Below are 19,445 nucleotides of genomic sequence, written 5' to 3' on the forward strand. Positions count from 1 at the left end.
TTTTCTTTTTTTTCGTGATACTCTAAATATGTGAAAGAGATATAAAATGAAATTTTAATGTAAGCGTATTCTTATGGCTTCTTATAGAAAAGGGTGGAAATACAATGACAGAACGATTCGTGCTACGTAATGTGAAGCGTGTGAACGGGGAAGAGATTGACATTGTAGTTGAAAATAATAAAATCGGACAGGTGACGAAAGCTGGTTTTGGCGAGGGCGAAAAGGTTCTTGATTACTCAGGTACTTACGTATCGAGTGGATGGATTGATTTGCACGTTCATGCTTTTCCAGAGTTTGATCCGTATGGCGATGAGGTAGATGAAATTGGCGTTAAGCAAGGGGTAACGACAATTGTTGATGCGGGAAGCTGCGGAGCTGATCGTATCGCAGATTTAGTACAAAGTAGAGAACAGGCAAAAACGAATTTATTTGCCTTTTTAAATATTTCTCGCATCGGTTTGAAACGAATTGATGAATTATCCAATATGGAATGGATAGATAAAGAGAAAGTAATAGATGCAGTAGAAAAGTATAAAGATGTAATCGTTGGATTAAAGGCGAGAATGAGTAAAAGTGTCGTTTGTGATAGCGGAATTGAACCGCTGCACGTAGCGCGTTCTTTATCTCGTGAAACATCATTACCGATTATGGTACATATCGGTTCAGCTCCTCCGCGTATAGAGGAAGTTGTACCTCTTTTAGAAAAAGATGATGTCATTACACATTACTTAAACGGGAAAGAAAATAATTTATTTGATGAAGAAGGAAAACCGATATCTGTTTTATTAGATGCAGTGAAACGCGGTGTTCATTTAGATGTTGGGCATGGTAATGCTAGTTTTTCTTTTAAAGTAGCAGAGGCAGCGAAGCGTTACGGCATTGCCCTTAATACAATTAGTACAGATATTTACCGGAAGAATCGTATACACGGTCCAGTTTACAGTATGGCTAACGTTCTTTCGAAATTCCTTTACCTAGGTTATCCGCTAGAAGAAGTAATTGATGCAGTTACGAAAAATGCGGCAGAGTGGCTGAAAAAACCAGAGCTTGGTCGTATTCAAGAAGGCGATATTGCAAACTTAACTTTATTTACGGTGAAAGATGAACCGATTACGTTAATTGATTCAGAAGGGGATCAGCGCATTGCTGAAATAAGAATTGATACGAAAGGGGTTGTAATCAATGGGTCATTCATTGAATGCTAAGTACGGATTAAAAAGAGTTATTAATGCGAGCGGTAGAATGAGTATTTTAGGTGTATCCGCTCCTACAGATACAGTTATGGATGCGATGAAACATGGTGGACAAAATTATGTAGAAATTGCTGATTTAGTAGATAAAGCGGGAGACCATATTGCGAGAATTCTAGATTCAGAGGCAGCAGTTGTTGTAAATTCAGCATCAAGCGGAATTGCGCTTTCTATCGCTGGTATCGTTACAGAAGGAAATCGCCGTAAAAGTGAAAGACTTCATCAAGAAGTAATCGCGAAAAACGAAGTGATTATGTTAAAAGGTCATAACGTTCAATACGGTGCTCCTGTTGAAACGATGATTTATTTAGGCGGCGGTAAGCTCGTTGAAGTAGGTTACGCAAATGAAGGGAAAGCGGAGCATATTGAAGATGCAATTGGCGAAAATACAGCAGCTATTCTTTATGTGAAATCACATCATGCAGTGCAAAAAAATATGATTTCTGTTGAAGAAGCGTGGGAAGTAGCGCAGCGAAATAATGTACCACTTATCGTTGATGCAGCAGCAGAAGAAGATATTCAAAAATATGTGAAGTATTCAGACCTAGCCATTTATAGCGGTTCAAAGGCAATTGAAGGACCTACTTCTGGTATTGTCGGCGGGAAACGAAAATATATCGAGTGGCTGAAAGTGCAATTACATTGCAGTGGTAGAAGTATGAAAGTTGGGAAAGAAACAACTTTCGGTTTACTTCAAGCGCTTGATGAGTACGGAGTAAAAGAAGATAAGAGTGAACAAGAAAAAGAGTTATTACAAGTACTTATGCCGCTAAAAGAATTAAATGGTGTAAATGTAACGATCGTTCAAGATGAGGCAGGAAGAGCAATCTTTAGAGCACGTATTCATATTAACGAGAACGAGTTAAATAAATCAGCAAAAGACGTTGTAACAGCATTACGCGAAGGGGAAATCGCAATTTACACACGTGATTACGGAGTAAGACAAGGATTCTTTGATATTGATCCACGCCCACTTCAAGGTGATGACATACATGTAATTGAAGAAAAAATGAGAGAAATTGTAGGGGGAAACTAAAATGACAAACATTCAAAAACGTTTTTATAAAGGCCGCGTAGCATTAAATGTATTAGCGAACAATACCCGAAATGCGAAAGATATCTTTGAGGCAGCAGAAGGTTATGTAGTCGTTGGAGTGTTATCAAAAGATTATCCAACAGTAGAAGAAGCAGTAACTGCGATGAAAGCATACGGAAAAGAAATTGATGACGCTGTATCAATCGGACTAGGAGCAGGAGATAATCGCCAAGCAGCAGTTGTAGCTGAAATTGCGAAGCATTATCCAGGTAGCCATATTAACCAAGTGTTCCCTTCAGTTGGAGCAACACGTGCAAATCTTGGCGGAAAAGATAGCTGGATTAATAGTTTAGTATCACCAACAGGAAAAGTAGGGTACGTAAATATTTCTACTGGTCCAATTAGTGCAGCTGGAGAAGAAAAAGCAATCGTTCCAATTAAAACAGCGATCGCACTTGTACGTGATATGGGCGGGAATTCATTGAAATACTTCCCAATGAAAGGTTTAGCGCATGAAGAAGAATATCGCGCTGTTGCGAAAGCATGTGCGGAAGAAGGATTTGCATTAGAGCCAACGGGCGGAATTGATAAAGAAAACTTTGAAACAATTGTACGTATTGCATTAGAAGCAAACGTAGAGCAAGTTATCCCGCATGTGTACTCTTCTATTATTGATAAAGAAACTGGCAATACGAAAACAGAAGATGTTCGTGAATTACTAGCGGTCGTGAAGAAGTTAGTTGATCAATATGCGTAAGAAAATTGCAGCATTCGGTGAAGTTATGATGCGCCTGCAAGTGCCAGGGTATGAATTGCTATCGCAAGCAAACTCATTAAATTACTCATTTTCAGGTACAGGTGTGAACGTTGCAGCAGCACTTTCTCATCTAGGGCATGAAGGGCTTCTTATTTCAACTTTACCGGAAAATTCGGTTGGAGATGCGGCGGTATCGCACATTCAAAAACTAGGCATTCAAGCACCGTTTATTTCAAGAGGCGGTAAATATGTTGGTATGTACTTTTTAGAAAATGGATTTGGAGCACGCGCAAGCCGCGTTACATATTCGAACCGATTAGAAAGTAGTTTCAATACGGCATGTGAAGAGATGTACCAATTTGAAGAAATCGCAAAAGAAATTGATATCGTTCATTTTTGCGGGATTACCCTTGCGATGAATGATACTGTGCGCCATCATATGAAATCTTTGGCGAAGGCAGTTAAAGAAAATGGAGGCACTGTTGTCTTTGATTGCAATTATCGTCCATCGCTTTGGGGAGAAGATGGATATAAACAGGCGAAACCGCATTATGAAGAAATGTTAGGGCTAGCTGATATTGTAATGATGAACGAAAAAGATGCAATGTTCGTTCTTGGAATGAAAACGGAAGAGACGGAGCGAGAAGCACAGCTTGTTGATCTTATTCCAAAAGTCGCTGAAATATATAATATCGCTACAATTTCTGGGACACATCGTTCTATTAATAGCGATAATACACACTCACTTCGCGGATTCATATGTAAAGATGGGACGTTCACTTTTGCCAAAACACTTACGTTTTCTGTATATGATAGAATAGGTGCTGGAGATGCTTATACGAGCGGAATTATTCATGGCGAGATAGAAGAGTTTGCACCAGAGAAAGCTGTTTCATTTGCGTCAGCAGCTGGAATGCTTGCACATACAATCGTCGGTGATACGCCAATGTCATCAGAGAAAGATATACTTCGGGCAATGACGGCATCAGTAGGTGATGTAGAAAGGTAGTGGGTGTAACGGTGAACGTAACGAGAAAAAGAGGTCCATTATATTTACAAATTAAAAATATTATTCGTGATCGAATATTACATGGTGTTTATGCCATTCATACAAATATTCCTTCTGAACCACAATTAGAAGAAGAGTTCAAAGTGAGTAAAATTACAGTGCGAAACGCAATTAAAGAACTCGTTCAAGAAGGATATTTAGAAAAGAAAAGTGGTAAAGGAACGAAAGTCATTCGAAATACTTCTGCGACAAAGCTTTCAAAGGGAAAGAAATTTACAGAAGTGTTAGTGGAAGAAGGCTATAAAGTACAAAAGAAATTGCTAAAGGCAGAAGTGGTTCATAATGAAGAAGGAACAGTACCATTTCGTTTGTTTGGTAAAGAGAGTTTTCGTATTGAGCGTCTATATGCTTTAAATGATACTCCGTACATTCATTATACGCACTATTTCTCAGCACAAATGGCAAGTACAGACTTAGCGGACTTTGACTTACAATCGCTTTATGATCTAGTCGAGGGCCGTGGTATACATTTAGAAAACTTCAGAGATGAATTCGCTGTTGGATTTGCGCCTAATTTCGTTGCAGAAGCGTTAGGAGAAAAAGAGGGAACAGCGTTATTAAAACGTATGCGCTATTCTTACGATGAAGTTGGCGAAGTAATTGAATATAGTGAAGGCTACTACAATACGGAAATGCAGCATTACGTTGTAAATTATGATGTGTAAAAAGTGAAGAGGGACCAATTCCCTCTTTTTTTGTAAAAAAATTTCATATCGAAGGGGAATGGGATATGGATATATACTTATTAATCGTCACGTTAATTGCGATCGCAATTGTTATTTTAGGGGTATCATGGTGGAAATGGCATGCGTTTATTAGTTTAACAGTTGCTAGTCTATTTTTAGCTATTATGTCTGGATTGAACTTGACCAAAATTGTTACTGCCTATGAAACTGGTGTTGGTAGTGTACTAGGGCATTTAGTTGGTATTTTGGCTCTCGGAACAATTTTAGGGAAAATGATGTCCGATTCAGGGGCTGGCATGCAAGTAGCGGATTTCTTCATTCGATTCTTCGGGGTGAAAAAATTACCTTGGGCAATGTTATTCGCCGGATTTGTTATAGGTATTCCAGTGTTTTTTGAAGTGGGAATCGTCATTTTATTACCACTTGTTATTTCAATTCGAAAAACAACGAAACAAAATATATTGTTAATTGCGTTACCTGTTATTGCCGGATTATCGATTGTACACGGGCTAGTGCCTCCGCATCCAGGTGCGATGACAGCAATTGGTATTTATAATGCGAATTTAGGGAAGGTATTATTGTATTCATTAATTATCGCGTTACCAACATCCATTATCGCAGGACCGATATTTGCAAAGTGGGTACATAAGAGGGTTATACCTGAAAATGAACCGGAGCTTGTTCGAGTTACGACAGTATCTACTGATTTGCCAAGTCGTAAAGCTTCATTCTTTATCATTTTATTACCAGTAGTTTTAATGATTTTATCAGTAGTCGCACCATATATTTCATTACCGAAAAAAATAACTGAATTTTTAGTATTTGTAGGAAGTCCGGTAATCGCTTTACTTATTTCATGTTTCGCAGCGTTTTATTTGCTTGGTATAAAACAAGGAATTAATAAAAAGATGATTAAAAAATTAACAGATGAAAGTTTACTACCTGTCGGTTCCATTATTTTAATAATTGGTGCAGGCGGTGGATTTAAACAAATATTAATTGAAAGCGGCGTTGGAACAGCCATCGCTCAAATGGCAGAACATATTTCATTATCACCAATCGTCTTAGCGTTCATGGTAGCGGGATTAATCCGAATTGCAACAGGTTCAGCTACTGTAGCATTAACGACAGCAGCTGGAATTGTTTCACCGGTTATTCAGCACATGTCTGGTGTAAATTTAGAATTACTCGTTATTGCAACCGGTGCAGGTTCATTAATGTTTTCTCACGTAAATGATGCAGGATTCTGGCTTGTAAAAGAGTATTTAGGTTTGACAGTAAAAGAAACGTTTAAAACGTGGACGGTGCTGGAGACATTGTTATCATTTATTGCATTCGGCTTTGCGCTTTTACTTAATATGTTTGTTTAGAAGAAGGGGGTGCCTATTTAAAGGTATCCTCTTTTTGTGTTGGGGCTCTTTTCATGAAACAAGCCCGTTTTTAGGAGTGCCAAGCTTCCGATTTGCCCTGAAAACATAATATAAATGGAATCCCCTCATTTAGAGCAAGAAGAACTTGTTATGAATGATACTAAAGGAGGAATAGAATAATGGGCGAAAAGTGTGAACACAGACATGATGATTGCGACCGCAGATGTGATGATTTCGATCGCAGACGTGGCTGCGGAGGCGGTTTTGCGCTTCTAATCGTATTGTTTATTTTATTAATCATTATCGGTGCTAGCTGCTTCGGCGGAGGCGGCGGTTATGGTGGTTACGGCGGTTATGGCGGCGGCTATGGTGGATATTGCTGCTAATTATTTAAAAACTATTGAAAATGGCCTTGTGCAATATGCACAAGGCCATTTTATTCATATTTTTATATGCTGTGATAATTTACTAATGTACAGAGAACGGATTAAGAAGAAGAAAATGATCTCGATAATCCCGAACAACGTAAGTATAATGATTAATTCTTTTAATAAAGAGAAAGAAAACATGCTTTGTAAAAACTTAATCGCAAATATTGTATGAATACCAGCAACTATATAAGGAATGAAAAATAAAATTCCTAACTGAATCGTTGCAGAACGAAACATTTCCGATTCTGTTAAGCCGAGTTTTGTAATCGTAATGTACTTTTGTTTTTCAGTCGTTAAGTCGTTATACATACGGAAGTATAAAACGCTAGCTGCTCCGATAAAGAAAATAAAGCCGAGAAATGCCCAAATAAAGAAATTAGCAATTGCATCTTCTTTACCGTGAACTAGTTCATCAGTAGCCGTATATATGTAGAAAGGAACTTGCGCTTTCTTTTCTTTATGTTTTTCGTAGAACTCACGTGCATCATCACCAATAGCACGTAACATATTTTTTGTTGGAACCATTGCATTTTCCCAGTTTTCTACGAAGTAGTTATAGATTACGGTCGTTTCAATATGAGGAATCATATTGTCAAAAACATAATCTTGTACAACAATTAAATGGGGGAATGCAAAGGATGGTTCTATCCCTTTATTAATAAATCCTTTAATATGAAATTCTTTTTTATTAGATCCGATTGCAATTGTATCTTGTTTTGCAAATGGATTTGATACAAGATTTAAGAGCGCTGGTGAATGACGAGAAATAATATAAACTTGTGTAGAATCAAGAGCTATTTCTGGTCTCTGTAATTGCTTAGCAATCGAGTTATAATCACTCATTTTCATAAGCGCAATCTCTTCTTTTAAAGCTGTATCTTTTAAAGCTGTATCTTTTAAAACTGTAAACTTATACTTATTGTATTGAAAATTAGCATTTGTAAGCTCAGTTTCAATTGTAGTAATGTGCTTTTGTTCTAGGGGATTCTCACTTTCTGATGTATACGTAAAGGGGACAGGATATCGCTCTAATACTGATGCCTTTGTATTGTTATTAGCAGCAAACAGCCCAATAATAATTGTAAATGCAAGTGCAGACAACATAGAAACGATAAAAAGTACATTAATATTACTACGAGTACGAGCAACTAAATCTGAAATCCATAACATATTTATTTGTTTCATATAAAACTTTCTTCTTTTTTTTAAAATGAAGATGAAGAGAAGAAATGTTTGTGAAAAGAAAAAATATGTCCCGATTACTACGAGTGGCAAAATAGATAATATGATAAAGAATACAGATCCATTTTGTACATTTTTTTCCGTTACATAGCCTTGCGGATAACCAGCAATATAATAGCATAGTCCTAAACAAGTTAAGGCAAACAACGAGATTATTATTGATGGTCTTTTTTCTTCCGTTTCTTTTTTAGTAACTTTAATTAGTCGAATTGTTTTACGAGTACGAATGAACATCGGTGTAAATGTAGAAACGATGAAAAATAAAATAATAAAAGTTAATGTTGTAACGATAATTGCCTTTGTAGGCCAATATAAGTAGAGGCCTTTCGCACCTGTTAATTTAGAAGTAACTAGTAAGAAAAAGTTAGAAAACACAAGCCCGCCTTGTATACCAACAAAAATAGCCAGTATTCCAATTATCATGTTTTCAGTAAATAAAAGTCGCTTTAATTGTTTTTTTGATATACCAAGAACGGTTAATACCCCGAATTGTTGCTTCCTTACATTTAAAAATGTTCCAAGTGAATAAAGCAGGAAGAAGAATGAGAACAAGACAATGACAAACTGTGCTGAACCAGCTAAGTTCATCAGGGTATCTCGTTCTTGATAGCTCTGAACATTTTGTAGGCGCGGATGATACGTATAAACAGCAAATGAAAAGAAAACCATAATAGAAAAAGCACTACTTACAAAATAAGCAAAATATGCTTTAGAATTACGCGAGACATTTTTAAATGCAAATTGCCAAAACGTCATCCACGCCTTCCTCCTAATAATGCTAAAACATCTAATATTTCTTGATAAAATTTCTCGCGATATAGTCCGCGGTGTAATTCATTGTAAAGCCCACCATCTTTAATGAAAATAACGCGGTTACAATAACTTGCTGCAAACGGATCATGAGTAACCATTAAAATTGTGGCATCCTCTTCTTTATTTAATTTCGTAAATAGCTCCATTACATCAATTGCTGCTTTTGAGTCCAAGTTTCCTGTCGGTTCATCAGCTAGTAAAAGAGAAGGGTTATGAATAACGGCACGTGCTACTGCAGTACGCTGTGCTTGTCCTCCAGAAACTTCAAAAATACGTTTGTCCAAAATATGATCAATTCCAAGCTTTTTTGAAATGTTATCGAGTTTTTCGTCCATTTCTTTTAAAGGAACATTATCTAGCGTTAAAGGTAATACGATATTTTCACCAATTGTTAGTGTATCTAATAAGTTAAAGTTCTGGAAAACAAAACCTAACTCTTGGCGGCGGAAAATAGCTAACTTTTCTCTACGGAATGTATGCGGTTGTTTTCCGTTAATAACGACTTCTCCAGAAGTAGGTGAATCGATAGTCGAAATAACGTTTAAAAATGTGGATTTCCCACTTCCGGATGGTCCCATAATCGCAACGAATTCACCTTTATCTACGTGTAAATTTATATTTTTTAAAGCAGTATGAGGGACTTTTCCTTCATACACTTTTGAGACGTTTTTTATGTGTAATACCTCTTCCATAATAATCACCTTTCTATTATTAAAACTTAATATGTTGTGATAACTTTTGCATATAAAAGGAACGAATTAAAAGGAAAAAGAGAATTTCAACCGTTCCAAAAATCATAAGCACGACTGTAATTTCAGCGAAGAACGAGAGATTTAATACATCTTGTAGCATCTTTGTCGCAAACATCGTATGGATGGATGCCATAATGTAAGGGACGAAGAATAAAATAGCAAGTTGGATTGTAGCAGATTGCTTCATCTCAGTTTCTGTTAAACCAATTTTTGTAATCGTTATATATTTTTCTTGCTCATTTGTTAAATCTGTATACATTCGGAAGTAAAGAACACTGCCAGCACCAATAAAGAAAATAACGCCAAGGAAAGTTCCGATTAAGAAAAAGGAAGCAACATTTAGTTTCTTGTTGTATAAAGAGTCACTTGCTTCACTTGCGTGGAACGGTGGATGTTCTGCTTGAATCGCCGCATTGTCGTTAGCGATTTTTGTTATAAATGCTGAACCAATATTATATGCTTTTTCCCAATCCATAACTTTGAAGCTATATACACTCATTTGTTTCGAAATAGATGATAATGCTTCTACATTTTCATCAGATAGTACGATTAATTGAGGTACTAAACCAATTGGGAACGGGCTATAACTTGTATAGTCTTTAACCTGCAATGGTAAAGAGTTTTGAGTAAGTGTAAGAGTGTTTTTCTTTTCCTTATTATGAAGCGTTCCAATGACTTGAGCATCTAAATCTTTAATTAATATATAAGACTCGTCTTTATTCACTGTGAGAGTTTCCCAATTTAACGCCTTAGCCAGTATATTATAGTCACTTTGTTTAATTGCATAATAGAGCTGCGGGCTTTCTTCCGCCGAAGATACTTCATATATATCCGTTTTAAATTTCTTATAAGTAAAATGCTCTTCGTTAAATTTTTGTTCTAACCAATTTAAATGTTCATCAGCTAACGTATTTTCAGTATGTGATAAATAAGTAAACGGGAAAGGGTTTTGCCTTATTTCATCAAACTTTGTGAATTTCCCAAACCCATATAAGAATGTAATCATTGTGAAAGCGAGTGTCGATAACATCGTCACAATAAAGAGCATGTTAATATTCGTCCGAATACGGGTTGCTAAATCAGAAATCCAAAGCATATTAATACGTTTCATATAAAATTTTCTTCTCGTCTTTAATATGCGAATGAGTAAGAAGCTAATTTGTGAGAAGAAAAAATATGTCCCAGCTGCAGCAAGTGATGGGATGACAAATATACAGGAGGCAGCGTACAAAAGCCCAGCGATATCTCCTAGTGAAATAAAATATAGCGGGTTTGCTGCTAAAACATATCCAGATATTAAACATATCGCACCAAAGAGAGAGATGAGTACAGATGCTTTTCTTTCTTTTTGTTTTGTTCCTTCTTTTAAAAGACGTACAGCTTTTCTCGTACGGATTAGCATCGGTGTAAAAGATGATACGAGAATGAAGAGTCCAAGAAAGATAATTATAGTTAAAATGATAGCACCTGTAGGCCACCAATATAAATATAAACCAGGCACATGCGTAATTTTGGCGGTAACTAATAAAAAGAACTGTGAAAAGACAAGGCCAAATTGAATGCCGAAAAATATTGATAGGCCACCAATTAACATGTTTTCTAGAAATACAAGCCTCTTTAACTGCTTTGGAGATATGCCAAGTACTGTTAAAATCCCGAACTGTTTTTTTCGTACTTTTAAGAAAGTACCGATTGAATATAGTAAAAAGAAAAATGAAAAGAATACAATGACAACTTCTGAGATTGTCATTAATATGTTCAGAGCAGCATTCACGCCTGTCATATGCAATTTAGGATGAAATAAATAAACTGCAAACGAGAAGAAAATTGCAATGGAAAACGCACTGCTTACAAAATAGGCGAAATAAGCTCTGGCGTTCCTTGTTACGTTTTTAAAGGCAAACTGCCAAAATGTCATTCACCTAAACCTCCTAATAGAGTGAAGAAGAAAAGGATATAAGAGATACCCTTTTCCTGTACTAATATATTCATAAAACTTAACCATTCGTATACTCTGATAACTTTTGCATGTAAAAGGAACGAATGAATAAGAAAAAGACGATTTCAACTATGCCAAAAATAATAAGAACGGCTGAAATTTCTTTGAATAGTGATAAATCAATTACATCTTGAAGCATTTTTGTTGCGAACATTGTATGAATGGATGCCATAACATATGGAACGAAAAATAAAATGCTAAGTTGAATGGTTGCAGATCGTTTCATCTCTGCATTTGTTACACCAATTTTTGAAATTGCTACATATTTTTCTTGTTCGTTTGTTAAATCTGTATACATTCTGAAGTAAAGAACGCTACCTGCTCCAATAAAGAAAATGACACCTAAGAATGTCCCGATTAGGAAGTATGCAGCACTTCCTGATGTGATTCTATATAATGAGTCTGCTGATTCATAGGGGCGGATAAGGGGGCCTTCGTATTGGAATTCCTGTCGATCTTTTTGTATTTTTTTCATAAAATCATTAGCAATTTTATACGTCTTTTCCCAATTTTGTACGTTATAATTGTACGCTGATATATGCTTTGTTGTACTTGGTAAGTTGTTTACAACAACATCAGGTAAAATTAAAGTTTGATATGAAAAGTTAGATGGAATGGCCCCTGCTTGTTCATAGCCCTTTACTTGTAATATCGTATTTGTGCTAGAAAGTGTAATGGATTTTCTATTGAAGCTTGGCTCAAATTGGCTAAATAAGGTGAAATAAGCGCTATCGCTTAAGACATATGCTTCGTTATCGCTCATGAATAGTTGTTTCATTCGTAGGGAAGCTGCAAGTTTATTATAGTCACTTTGTTTCATTGCATAGACGTCATTGTAAGCCGTTATACCTTCATCTTCTTTCAGTGGTGTTTCATATAAATCAGCTTCTATCTTTTTATAAGAGAAATTTTCTTTTTGTAACTGCTGTTCAAGCCAAGTTAAATGCTTGTTAGCAAAAGGATTTGCGTCATATGAAAAATAAGAAAATGGAAAAGGTGTACTTCTCGTAACATCTAGCTTTGTAAACTTTCCAAATCCATATAGAAATGTAATCATTGTGAAGGCTATTGTAGATAGCATCGCTACAATAAAAAGCATATTGATATTCGTGCGAATACGACTTGCTAAATCCGAAATCCAAAGCATATTAATACGTTTCATATAAAAATTTCTTCTTTTCTTTAAAATATAAATAAGTAAGAAACTAATTTGAGAAAAGAAAAAATATGTCCCAATTGTAACAAGTGCTGGAATCACAAAAATACTTGAAACCATATATATAACGCCTACTTGCGGGTTTATTGAGAAAAAATATTTAGGGTTTACAGCTAAAATATAGCCACCTAATAAACAGATAGCACCAAATAGAGAAATGGATATGGATGGTTTTCTTTCTTTTTGTTTTACATTGTTTGTTTTTAAAAGGTGCACTGCTTTTTTTGTTCGAATAAGCATTGGTGTGAATGCAGATACAGCGATAAAGAGACCAAGAAACACAATCGTTGTTAAAATGAAAGCATTCGTAGGTATATATAAATATATCCCTGGTAGGTGTGTAATTTTCGCTGTCACTAATAAGAAAAATTGTGAAAATACAAATCCAAACTGCATACCGAAAAAGATAGATAAAATACCAATTAGCATATTTTCAGTGAAAACGAGTCGATGTAATTGCTTTTTTGATATACCTAAAACAGTTAAAATCCCAAATTGCTTTTTACGAACCTTTAAAAACGATCCGATTGAATAGAGTAAAAAAAAGAACGAGAACAAAACAATAACAACTTCTGAAAAAATCATTAATCCTGAAATTTCAGAGATCATAGTGGAATTTTGTAATTTTGGATGAAACAAATAAACAGCGAATGAAAAGAAAACAGCAATGGAAAAGGAACTGCTTATAAAGTAAGCAAAATAAGCTCTTGAGTTGCGCGTTACGTTTTTGAATGCGAATTGCCAAAATGTCATAATAAGTACCTCCCGATAGAAGGCTGATATGTAGTTTTATTGCAAAAAATGTATGAGAGTGAGATCTCATACATTTTGCTAGCATATGTTACGATCATGCTTCGGTCACCTTCTCCGTATTTTCTGCTTGATTATTTGCAGCGTTGTGGAAGATGATTTTAATCGTCGTTCCTTTACCAACTTCAGAGTCTAGTTTCACAGAGTGACCTAAATAATCACAAATTTTACTTACAATATAAAGTCCCATACCAGTAGATTCTCCGAATGCGCGACCATTTTTCCCAGTGTAAAACGGTTCAAATACTCTTCGAATATCTTCTTGCGGAATACCAACACCTTCATCGCGAACTTCTAAAATAATATCTTTTCCGTTTCGGTAAGCTGATAAGAAAACTTTCTTTCCGCGCTCACCAGAGTAGCGAACTGCATTTGTCATTAACTGATAAATAATGAACTTTAGCCATTTCGCATCAGAAGCAACTTTTAAATCTGAATGAACTTCTAAAACGGGGAAGACTCCGTTTCGAATGAATAGTTCTTTTAATCCGTTAATATTTTTTGTTACAGCATCTTTTAATGAAATCGTCTCAACATGGAAGTCCTCATGGAAGTTATTTAATCTTGCCATGTATAAAGCCATATCGAGCCCTTGATTTAATCGCTCTAGCTCTTTTTTGAATTTAGGGATTAAATGCTCATCTTCCATTTCAAGCACCATAAGCTGCATAACAGAAACAGGCGTTTTCATTTGATGTACCCAATGGTTAATAAATAATTGGTGTTCTTGCTGTTTTACTTCGAATGTTTGTAGGTCTTTTTGGAATAGACGATATTGCGTACGAACGAGCTCGTTTACACCGTGTGGCATAGGAGCAGTCGCTCTTTCAATAAACGCATCTTCCAGTTTCTCTGGTGGTTCACTTAATCTGTGATACATTCTACGGTTACGAACGTAACGATAAGCGAGGAAACAGATGAATAAGTATAAACTTAAAACGATGAAGTAAAACTTATTATTTTGAAATCCGTCTACTGCATCATAAAGAACGAAAATGATTCCGAAGTTTAATACATATAGTAGGAAAAATGCAAAATGATCACGTAAAAATAGTTTCATGCTTATTCACTCCAAGTTGCGTTAAAACGATACCCAAGTCCACGTACTGTTTCAATAGCATTTTCAATACCAAGCTCATTGAACTTTTTACGAAGACGCGTGATGTTTACGTTTAATGTATTTTCCTCAACGAAGCTTTCGTCGTCCCAAAGAGCGGCTAGTAAATCTTCACGACTCGCTGTACGAGGAAATTTAGATAACAACATTTCTGCTAAAATTGCTTCTTTCTTCGTTAAAAGAACTTGCTCAGCGCCGAAATGAATTTCTGGACGCTCAGGGAATAGTTTTAGTCCTTCAACTTCAACGATACGCTCAGAAATATTTGGTGCATAATCACCGTAAATACGGCGTAATTGCCCTTTAATTTTTGCCATTACAACGTCATAGTGGAACGGTTTTGTAATGTAATCATCCGCACCGCTTTCAATCGCCATAATTTGCTCCATTTCACCTGCGCGTGCCGAAATGAAAATAATTGGACAAGTAGATTCATGGCGAATTTGACGGCACCAGTAGAATCCATCGAATTTCGGTAAGTTTACATCAAGTAAAACAAGATGTGGTTTCACAGCGTTAAACGATTCCATAATATCATCGAAGTTCTCCGCAACAACAGCATCATAGCCATATTTTTGAATGTGAGATTGTAGTAATGATGAAATATTTGGATCGTCTTCAACGATTAAAATTTTATACATATGTATATTCCTCCTAAAAAAACAATTGTAGCTATAGTGTATCATGTGTTTCTCGTCTTTTCATTATGTTGAAATATAAGCTAGTAAACAATATAGGTCAAAAGTGGAAAAAGTAAAAAGGGCTAGGATACAATTGACAATTAACTGAAAATATTTTAACATTTAGATAAATATCTAAATGTCTAATTATCGAAAGGAAGAAAGACATTGAATCAAGCATTTAAAGCATTAGCAGACCCGACAAGGCGAAAAATTTTAGACTTATTAAAAGAAGGCGATTTAACAGCTGGGGAAATTGCTGAACAGTTCAACATGACAAAGCCAAGTATTTCACACCACTTAAATGCACTTAAAAATGCTGAACTTATTCAAGATGAAAAAAGAGGGCAATTCGTTGTGTACTCTTTGAACACAACTGTCTTTCAAGATTTATTGACTTGGGTGTTTACATTTACAAATAAGGGGGAAGAGGGGAAATGAAAAAGCATCTTTTTGCAATTATATTAATTCTTATAACTTGTATAGCTTGGGCGTTTGCTTGGCCACATTTGCCGGATACAATCGCGACACATTGGAGTGGTGGTAAGGTAGATGGTTATTCTTCTAAATTATATGGAATGATTTCTATGGTTGGAATTATGATTGCGTTATATGTATTTCTAAATGTGATACCAAAGATTGATCCAAGGAAAGCAAATTACGAGAAATTTTCTAAAGCTTTTATGATGATGAATAACGGGATACTATTGCTACTATTTGTAGGAAATATAGATATTATTACAAGTGGATTAGGATATAACTTATTCATTAATCGCATGCCTGAATTATTAGTTGGTATTCTATTCATAGTTATCGGAAACTATTTACCACAATGTAAACCAAATTACTTTGTAGGCATAAAAACACCGTGGACGTTAAGTAACGAAGAAGTATGGAGAAAAACACACCGTTTTAGTGGAAAGGTGTTTGTTGCATTAGGAATCATTATGATTTTAAGTGTTTTCGCGCCGGTAGCATGGAAATCTTTCGTAATGGCTGGAATTATTATTGGTGCAGTAGGACTAACGATGGGATATTCCTATGTTGCTTATAAGAAAGAGATAGGGGCTTAATATAAAATTTATGGGGGAGAGAGGATGAAAAGACACGTATTACCATGGAGTTTAATTATTGCAATTGCAATTGGCTGGTACATTGTATGGCCTTATTTACCGAAACAAATTCCACGTGATTATAATGCTGCAGGAATGGTAGATGGATATTTTTCTAAAGTAGAAGCGAGTTCATTTTCAATAGGTAGTATGGTGTTGCTGTATTTGATATGGCTAGCTATGGGGTATATTGATGTAACAAAAGATAAGTATAAACAGCATGCTAAAGTCCTTTCTGCAATTAACTATGCCATTCTTTTTATAGGATTCGGCTGTAACATATTTGCGTTATTAGCAGCGTCTAATTATATTGCTTCAGGCTCAATCGCCTTTAATTTCGGACTTGGAACGTTGTTTCTTGTACTAGGTAATCACATGCAACAAACGAAGCCAAATGGTTTAGTAGGCATTCGAATGGACTGGACCTTAGAAAATCCTGTAGTTTGGAGAAAAACACACAGATTTGCTTCGAAGGTATTTGTAATAGGTGCACTTTGTATATATGCGGGAGCGTTACTTCCAGATCCATTCAATATCTTTGTGGGGATTGGAATAATATTAGTATGCATCTTCATATCAACGATAAAGTCATATGTTATTTATAAAAAAGAAATGCAATTGTAAGCAATAAGCGATTGAACTACACTAATCAAATTATATATTTATAGTTTTTATGTGTTAACAGGTTCTAATACTCAGTGAGGATAACAAACAAAACTTGCTGAGTAAAATTAAAAGCTTGATAATCTGAATATTTTGTTTTTTATCCGAGAGATAGTTTGGGGGAAATCACATGTTAGAAATTATAAATTTTAGCAAGACATACAAAGGTGGCAAAAAAGCAGTAGATCAGTTAAATATTACTGTTCAAGCAGGAGATATCTTTGGATTTATTGGGCATAACGGTGCGGGGAAAAGTACAACAATTAAGTCGTTAGTTGGAGTTATAGATTTTGAAGAGGGTGAAATTTTTGTTGATGGATATTCAGTGAAAAAGGATCCGATTGCATGTAAGAGAGTAGTGGCGTATATTCCCGATAATCCAGATTTATATGAGCAATTAACAGGAATTCAATATTTAAACTTTGTTGCGGATGTGTTTAAAGTGTCTGCAAAAGATCGGGAAAAGGAGATACAAAAGTATGGAGATGCTTTTGAGATTACACCGTACCTAGGTGATTTAATATCTTCTTATTCACATGGTATGAAACAAAAAGTGGCGATTATATCAGCGGTTTTGCATAAACCGAAATTATTAGTTTTAGATGAACCTTTCGTTGGTCTTGATCCAAAGGCTGCTGTAGTGTTGAAAGGTATTATGAAGGAGCTTTGTGAAAAGGGAAGTGCGATTTTCTTTTCTACGCATGTTTTAGATGTGGCGGAGAAGTTATGTAATAAAATAGCGATGATTAATAGAGGGAAATTAGCACTTTCAGGGGAAGTGAATTCTTTAATAAAGGAAGGATCATTGGAAGAGCTCTTTATGAAGGAGCTTGCTAATGAATATTAGTAGTCTAGGTCTTTTAAAAATCCGCTTGATAACGCAGCTTGGTTTAAATACTTTTAAATACGAAAAAGATAAAAAGAAGAAGCAGAATAAGATTTTACTGTCAGCATCTATTGCCTTAGTTGGTGTCATGTTAATGCTATATTGTGGGGCCTCGGCATATGGATTGGTGAGACTAGGAATAAGTGAAATTATCCCAGTTTATGCACTAGTTATTAGCAGTGTATTGACGTTGTTTTTCACTATATTTAAGGCAAATGGAGAGATTTTTGCTTTTAAGGATTACGATCTTTTAATGTCATTACCGATTCGTGTAAGTACGGTTATTACAAGTAGGTTTTTGTATTTATATTTGCTGAATACGATCTTTTCAATCATAATCATGCTACCAATGGGAGTTGTTTATGGCATACATGAGAGGCCATCAGTCTCTTTTTACTTTATGTGGTTCATCAGTATGTTTATAGCATCTTTAATTCCAACAACAATAGCAGCGATTTTTGGAGCTGCTATTACGGCAATCGCTTCTAAATTTAAAAATACGAATAAAATAACTACGACTTTAAGTTTTATAGTAATTATTACATTCGGTTTCTTTATGCTAAAAAGCGGAAATGCTCAATATAGTCTTAATGATATGAACGGAATAGGTGCAATTATTTCAGAGCAACTAACTAAAGTGTATCCATTAGCTAACATGTTTCAAAAAGCAATTGTTAATGCTGATATTGTAGCTTTCATCCTATTCGTTGGGATATCGGTTATTTGGTATTATCTTTTTGTAAAAATCCTTTCGTTAAAATATAAGCAAATAAATACAGAGATTACCACTTATCATATGCTTTCAAATTATGAAATTCATAGCATGAGAAAAGAAAGTGTATTGGCCGCATTGTATAAAAAAGAACTGAAGCGTTTCTTTTCTTCTACAGTGTATGTGGTAAATAGCGGAATGGGAGTTGTGATGGCGCTAGCTTTCGCACTAGCTATAGTTGTAGTAGGACCAAGTCAATTAATAGCGTATCCTGGAATTGAGGCCCTGTTGCAAAAGGTTGCGCCGTTTGCTATTGCAGCAGCGATTTCGATGACGTGTACAACATGTGTATCATTGTCATTAGAAGGAAAAAATGTATGGATTATTAAGTCGTTGCCTATAGCGCCAAAGATGATTTATGACAGTAAAATTCTTATGAATCTTTCATTAAGTATACCTGCATCACTTATTAGTGCCGTATTACTAATAATAGGGTTAAAACTAGATGTTTGGAGTTCTCTTTTAATCGTAATAACACCGATAACATATTCATTCTTTTCGGCAGTATGGGGGATTTTTATTAATAATCGATTTGGTTATTATGATTGGGTATCAGAAACTCAAATAGTAAAACAAAGTGTAGGATCGTTTGTCGGTATGTTTGGTGGCTTAATTACGGCTGTTATACCTGCCTTGTTAATCGGTACTGCTACGATCTCGAACTATAGAGTATTTACTTTGGTAGTTATTATAGTGCTTGCGATGATTACTATTTTCTTGTATAAGAACGAGTCGAGAAGAAGTATAAAATAAAAAGCTGCTTTTCCTTTAAAGAGGAAGAGCA

Annotated in this window: 18 protein-coding genes; 12 read left to right on the forward strand and 6 right to left on the reverse strand. The window is 35.4% G+C overall.

All coding sequences use genetic code 11. The annotated features are described in order from the left end of the window. The first annotated feature begins 104 nt into the window (after nucleotides 1-104). The 7 genes from ABH959_RS22290 to ABH959_RS22320 all read left to right on the forward strand — a co-directional run bounded on the left by ABH959_RS22290 (nucleotide 105) and on the right by ABH959_RS22320 (nucleotide 6,554). Nucleotides 105-1,205, forward strand: a complete 1,101-nt coding sequence (locus ABH959_RS22290) for an amidohydrolase/deacetylase family metallohydrolase (protein WP_404493167.1) — start codon at nucleotides 105-107, stop codon at nucleotides 1,203-1,205. Next, a complete protein-coding gene (locus ABH959_RS22295) occupies nucleotides 1,183-2,286 on the forward strand; it encodes a DgaE family pyridoxal phosphate-dependent ammonia lyase (protein WP_002129640.1) in 1,104 nt (367 codons plus the stop codon). Before ABH959_RS22290 ends, ABH959_RS22295 begins: the two co-directional genes overlap by 23 nt. Before the next feature lies 1 nt (nucleotide 2,287). Continuing rightward, nucleotides 2,288-3,043: a 2-dehydro-3-deoxy-phosphogluconate aldolase gene (gene dagF, locus ABH959_RS22300; protein ID WP_002191030.1), complete on the forward strand. Its 756-nt coding sequence runs from the start codon at nucleotides 2,288-2,290 to the stop codon at nucleotides 3,041-3,043. Beyond that, nucleotides 3,036-4,052, forward strand: coding sequence for a sugar kinase (locus ABH959_RS22305; RefSeq protein ID WP_404448431.1), 1,017 nt, complete (start codon nucleotides 3,036-3,038; stop codon nucleotides 4,050-4,052). Before dagF ends, ABH959_RS22305 begins: the two co-directional genes overlap by 8 nt. Further along, nucleotides 4,052-4,777 carry a GntR family transcriptional regulator gene (locus tag ABH959_RS22310; RefSeq protein ID WP_404493168.1) on the forward strand — a complete coding sequence of 242 codons (726 nt, stop codon included), beginning with the start codon at nucleotides 4,052-4,054 and terminating at the stop codon, nucleotides 4,775-4,777. Before ABH959_RS22305 ends, ABH959_RS22310 begins: the two co-directional genes overlap by 1 nt. A 65-nt stretch (nucleotides 4,778-4,842) precedes the next feature. Beyond that, the gene (gntP, locus tag ABH959_RS22315; protein ID WP_404493169.1) at nucleotides 4,843-6,168 is read left to right on the forward strand and encodes a gluconate permease GntP; all 1,326 of its coding nucleotides are present in this window, start codon (nucleotides 4,843-4,845) and stop codon (nucleotides 6,166-6,168) included. Between the two features lie 179 nt (nucleotides 6,169-6,347). After that, complete coding sequence (locus tag ABH959_RS22320; protein WP_328070736.1) at nucleotides 6,348-6,554, forward strand: YjcZ family sporulation protein; 207 nt, start codon at nucleotides 6,348-6,350, stop codon at nucleotides 6,552-6,554. Between the two features lie 54 nt (nucleotides 6,555-6,608). On the opposite strand, the gene ABH959_RS22325 is transcribed toward ABH959_RS22320, so the two are convergent. The 6 genes from ABH959_RS22325 to ABH959_RS22350 form a co-directional block, all read right to left on the reverse strand. Continuing rightward, complete coding sequence (locus ABH959_RS22325) at nucleotides 6,609-8,597, reverse strand: FtsX-like permease family protein (RefSeq protein WP_404493170.1); 1,989 nt, start codon at nucleotides 8,595-8,597, stop codon at nucleotides 6,609-6,611. Next, a complete protein-coding gene (locus ABH959_RS22330; protein WP_002164884.1) occupies nucleotides 8,594-9,346 on the reverse strand; it encodes an ABC transporter ATP-binding protein in 753 nt (250 codons plus the stop codon). Before ABH959_RS22330 ends, ABH959_RS22325 begins: the two co-directional genes overlap by 4 nt. Before the next feature lie 19 nt (nucleotides 9,347-9,365). Then, nucleotides 9,366-11,324 (reverse strand): FtsX-like permease family protein, encoded by a 1,959-nt coding sequence (locus tag ABH959_RS22335; protein ID WP_016127570.1) that lies wholly within the window; start codon nucleotides 11,322-11,324, stop codon nucleotides 9,366-9,368. A gap of 79 nt (nucleotides 11,325-11,403) precedes the next feature. Continuing rightward, nucleotides 11,404-13,374 (reverse strand): FtsX-like permease family protein, encoded by a 1,971-nt coding sequence (locus ABH959_RS22340; RefSeq protein WP_113938192.1) that lies wholly within the window; start codon nucleotides 13,372-13,374, stop codon nucleotides 11,404-11,406. 94 nt (nucleotides 13,375-13,468) lie between these two features. Further along, nucleotides 13,469-14,491, reverse strand: a complete 1,023-nt coding sequence (locus tag ABH959_RS22345) for a sensor histidine kinase (protein ID WP_002015836.1) — start codon at nucleotides 14,489-14,491, stop codon at nucleotides 13,469-13,471. Nucleotides 14,492-14,493: 2 nt separating this feature from the next. Beyond that, a complete protein-coding gene (locus tag ABH959_RS22350) occupies nucleotides 14,494-15,189 on the reverse strand; it encodes a response regulator transcription factor (protein WP_000276730.1) in 696 nt (231 codons plus the stop codon). 207 nt (nucleotides 15,190-15,396) lie between these two features. On the opposite strand from ABH959_RS22350, the gene ABH959_RS22355 reads away from it, so the two are divergent. The 5 genes from ABH959_RS22355 to ABH959_RS22375 all read left to right on the forward strand — a co-directional run bounded on the left by ABH959_RS22355 (nucleotide 15,397) and on the right by ABH959_RS22375 (nucleotide 19,414). After that, on the forward strand, nucleotides 15,397-15,669 hold the full coding sequence (locus tag ABH959_RS22355; RefSeq protein WP_001070538.1) for an autorepressor SdpR family transcription factor: 273 nt from the start codon (nucleotides 15,397-15,399) through the stop codon (nucleotides 15,667-15,669). After that, nucleotides 15,666-16,301 carry an SdpI family protein gene (locus ABH959_RS22360; RefSeq protein ID WP_002143549.1) on the forward strand — a complete coding sequence of 212 codons (636 nt, stop codon included), beginning with the start codon at nucleotides 15,666-15,668 and terminating at the stop codon, nucleotides 16,299-16,301. Before ABH959_RS22355 ends, ABH959_RS22360 begins: the two co-directional genes overlap by 4 nt. A gap of 24 nt (nucleotides 16,302-16,325) precedes the next feature. Further along, nucleotides 16,326-16,964: an SdpI family protein gene (locus ABH959_RS22365; RefSeq protein ID WP_404493171.1), complete on the forward strand. Its 639-nt coding sequence runs from the start codon at nucleotides 16,326-16,328 to the stop codon at nucleotides 16,962-16,964. Nucleotides 16,965-17,133: 169 nt separating this feature from the next. After that, on the forward strand, nucleotides 17,134-17,850 hold the full coding sequence (locus ABH959_RS22370) for an ABC transporter ATP-binding protein (protein ID WP_002167491.1): 717 nt from the start codon (nucleotides 17,134-17,136) through the stop codon (nucleotides 17,848-17,850). Beyond that, nucleotides 17,840-19,414 (forward strand): permease, encoded by a 1,575-nt coding sequence (locus ABH959_RS22375; protein WP_404493172.1) that lies wholly within the window; start codon nucleotides 17,840-17,842, stop codon nucleotides 19,412-19,414. The genes ABH959_RS22370 and ABH959_RS22375 overlap by 11 nt, the downstream gene beginning before the upstream one ends. The last annotated feature ends 31 nt before the right edge of the window (nucleotides 19,415-19,445 follow it).

Source organism: Bacillus sp. RC51 (assembly GCF_044908115.1).
Taxonomy (GTDB): domain Bacteria; phylum Bacillota; class Bacilli; order Bacillales; family Bacillaceae_G; genus Bacillus_A; species Bacillus_A mycoides.

Excerpts from the sequence above, each read along its gene's own strand:
- ABH959_RS22290 (WP_404493167.1), top strand. The coding sequence starts at position 105 with ATGACAGAACGATTCGTGCTACGTAATGTGAAGCGTGTGAACGGGGAA.
- ABH959_RS22295 (WP_002129640.1), top strand. The coding sequence starts at position 1,183 with ATGGGTCATTCATTGAATGCTAAGTACGGATTAAAAAGAGTTATTAAT.
- dagF (WP_002191030.1), top strand. The coding sequence starts at position 2,288 with ATGACAAACATTCAAAAACGTTTTTATAAAGGCCGCGTAGCATTAAAT.
- ABH959_RS22305 (WP_404448431.1), top strand. The coding sequence starts at position 3,036 with ATGCGTAAGAAAATTGCAGCATTCGGTGAAGTTATGATGCGCCTGCAA.
- gntP (WP_404493169.1), top strand. The coding sequence starts at position 4,843 with ATGGATATATACTTATTAATCGTCACGTTAATTGCGATCGCAATTGTT.
- ABH959_RS22320 (WP_328070736.1), top strand. The coding sequence starts at position 6,348 with ATGGGCGAAAAGTGTGAACACAGACATGATGATTGCGACCGCAGATGT.
- ABH959_RS22325 (WP_404493170.1), bottom strand. The coding sequence starts at position 8,597 with ATGACGTTTTGGCAATTTGCATTTAAAAATGTCTCGCGTAATTCTAAA.
- ABH959_RS22330 (WP_002164884.1), bottom strand. The coding sequence starts at position 9,346 with ATGGAAGAGGTATTACACATAAAAAACGTCTCAAAAGTGTATGAAGGA.
- ABH959_RS22335 (WP_016127570.1), bottom strand. The coding sequence starts at position 11,324 with ATGACATTTTGGCAGTTTGCCTTTAAAAACGTAACAAGGAACGCCAGA.
- ABH959_RS22340 (WP_113938192.1), bottom strand. The coding sequence starts at position 13,374 with ATGACATTTTGGCAATTCGCATTCAAAAACGTAACGCGCAACTCAAGA.
- ABH959_RS22345 (WP_002015836.1), bottom strand. The coding sequence starts at position 14,491 with ATGAAACTATTTTTACGTGATCATTTTGCATTTTTCCTACTATATGTA.
- ABH959_RS22350 (WP_000276730.1), bottom strand. The coding sequence starts at position 15,189 with ATGTATAAAATTTTAATCGTTGAAGACGATCCAAATATTTCATCATTA.
- ABH959_RS22360 (WP_002143549.1), top strand. The coding sequence starts at position 15,666 with ATGAAAAAGCATCTTTTTGCAATTATATTAATTCTTATAACTTGTATA.
- ABH959_RS22365 (WP_404493171.1), top strand. The coding sequence starts at position 16,326 with ATGAAAAGACACGTATTACCATGGAGTTTAATTATTGCAATTGCAATT.
- ABH959_RS22370 (WP_002167491.1), top strand. The coding sequence starts at position 17,134 with ATGTTAGAAATTATAAATTTTAGCAAGACATACAAAGGTGGCAAAAAA.
- ABH959_RS22375 (WP_404493172.1), top strand. The coding sequence starts at position 17,840 with ATGAATATTAGTAGTCTAGGTCTTTTAAAAATCCGCTTGATAACGCAG.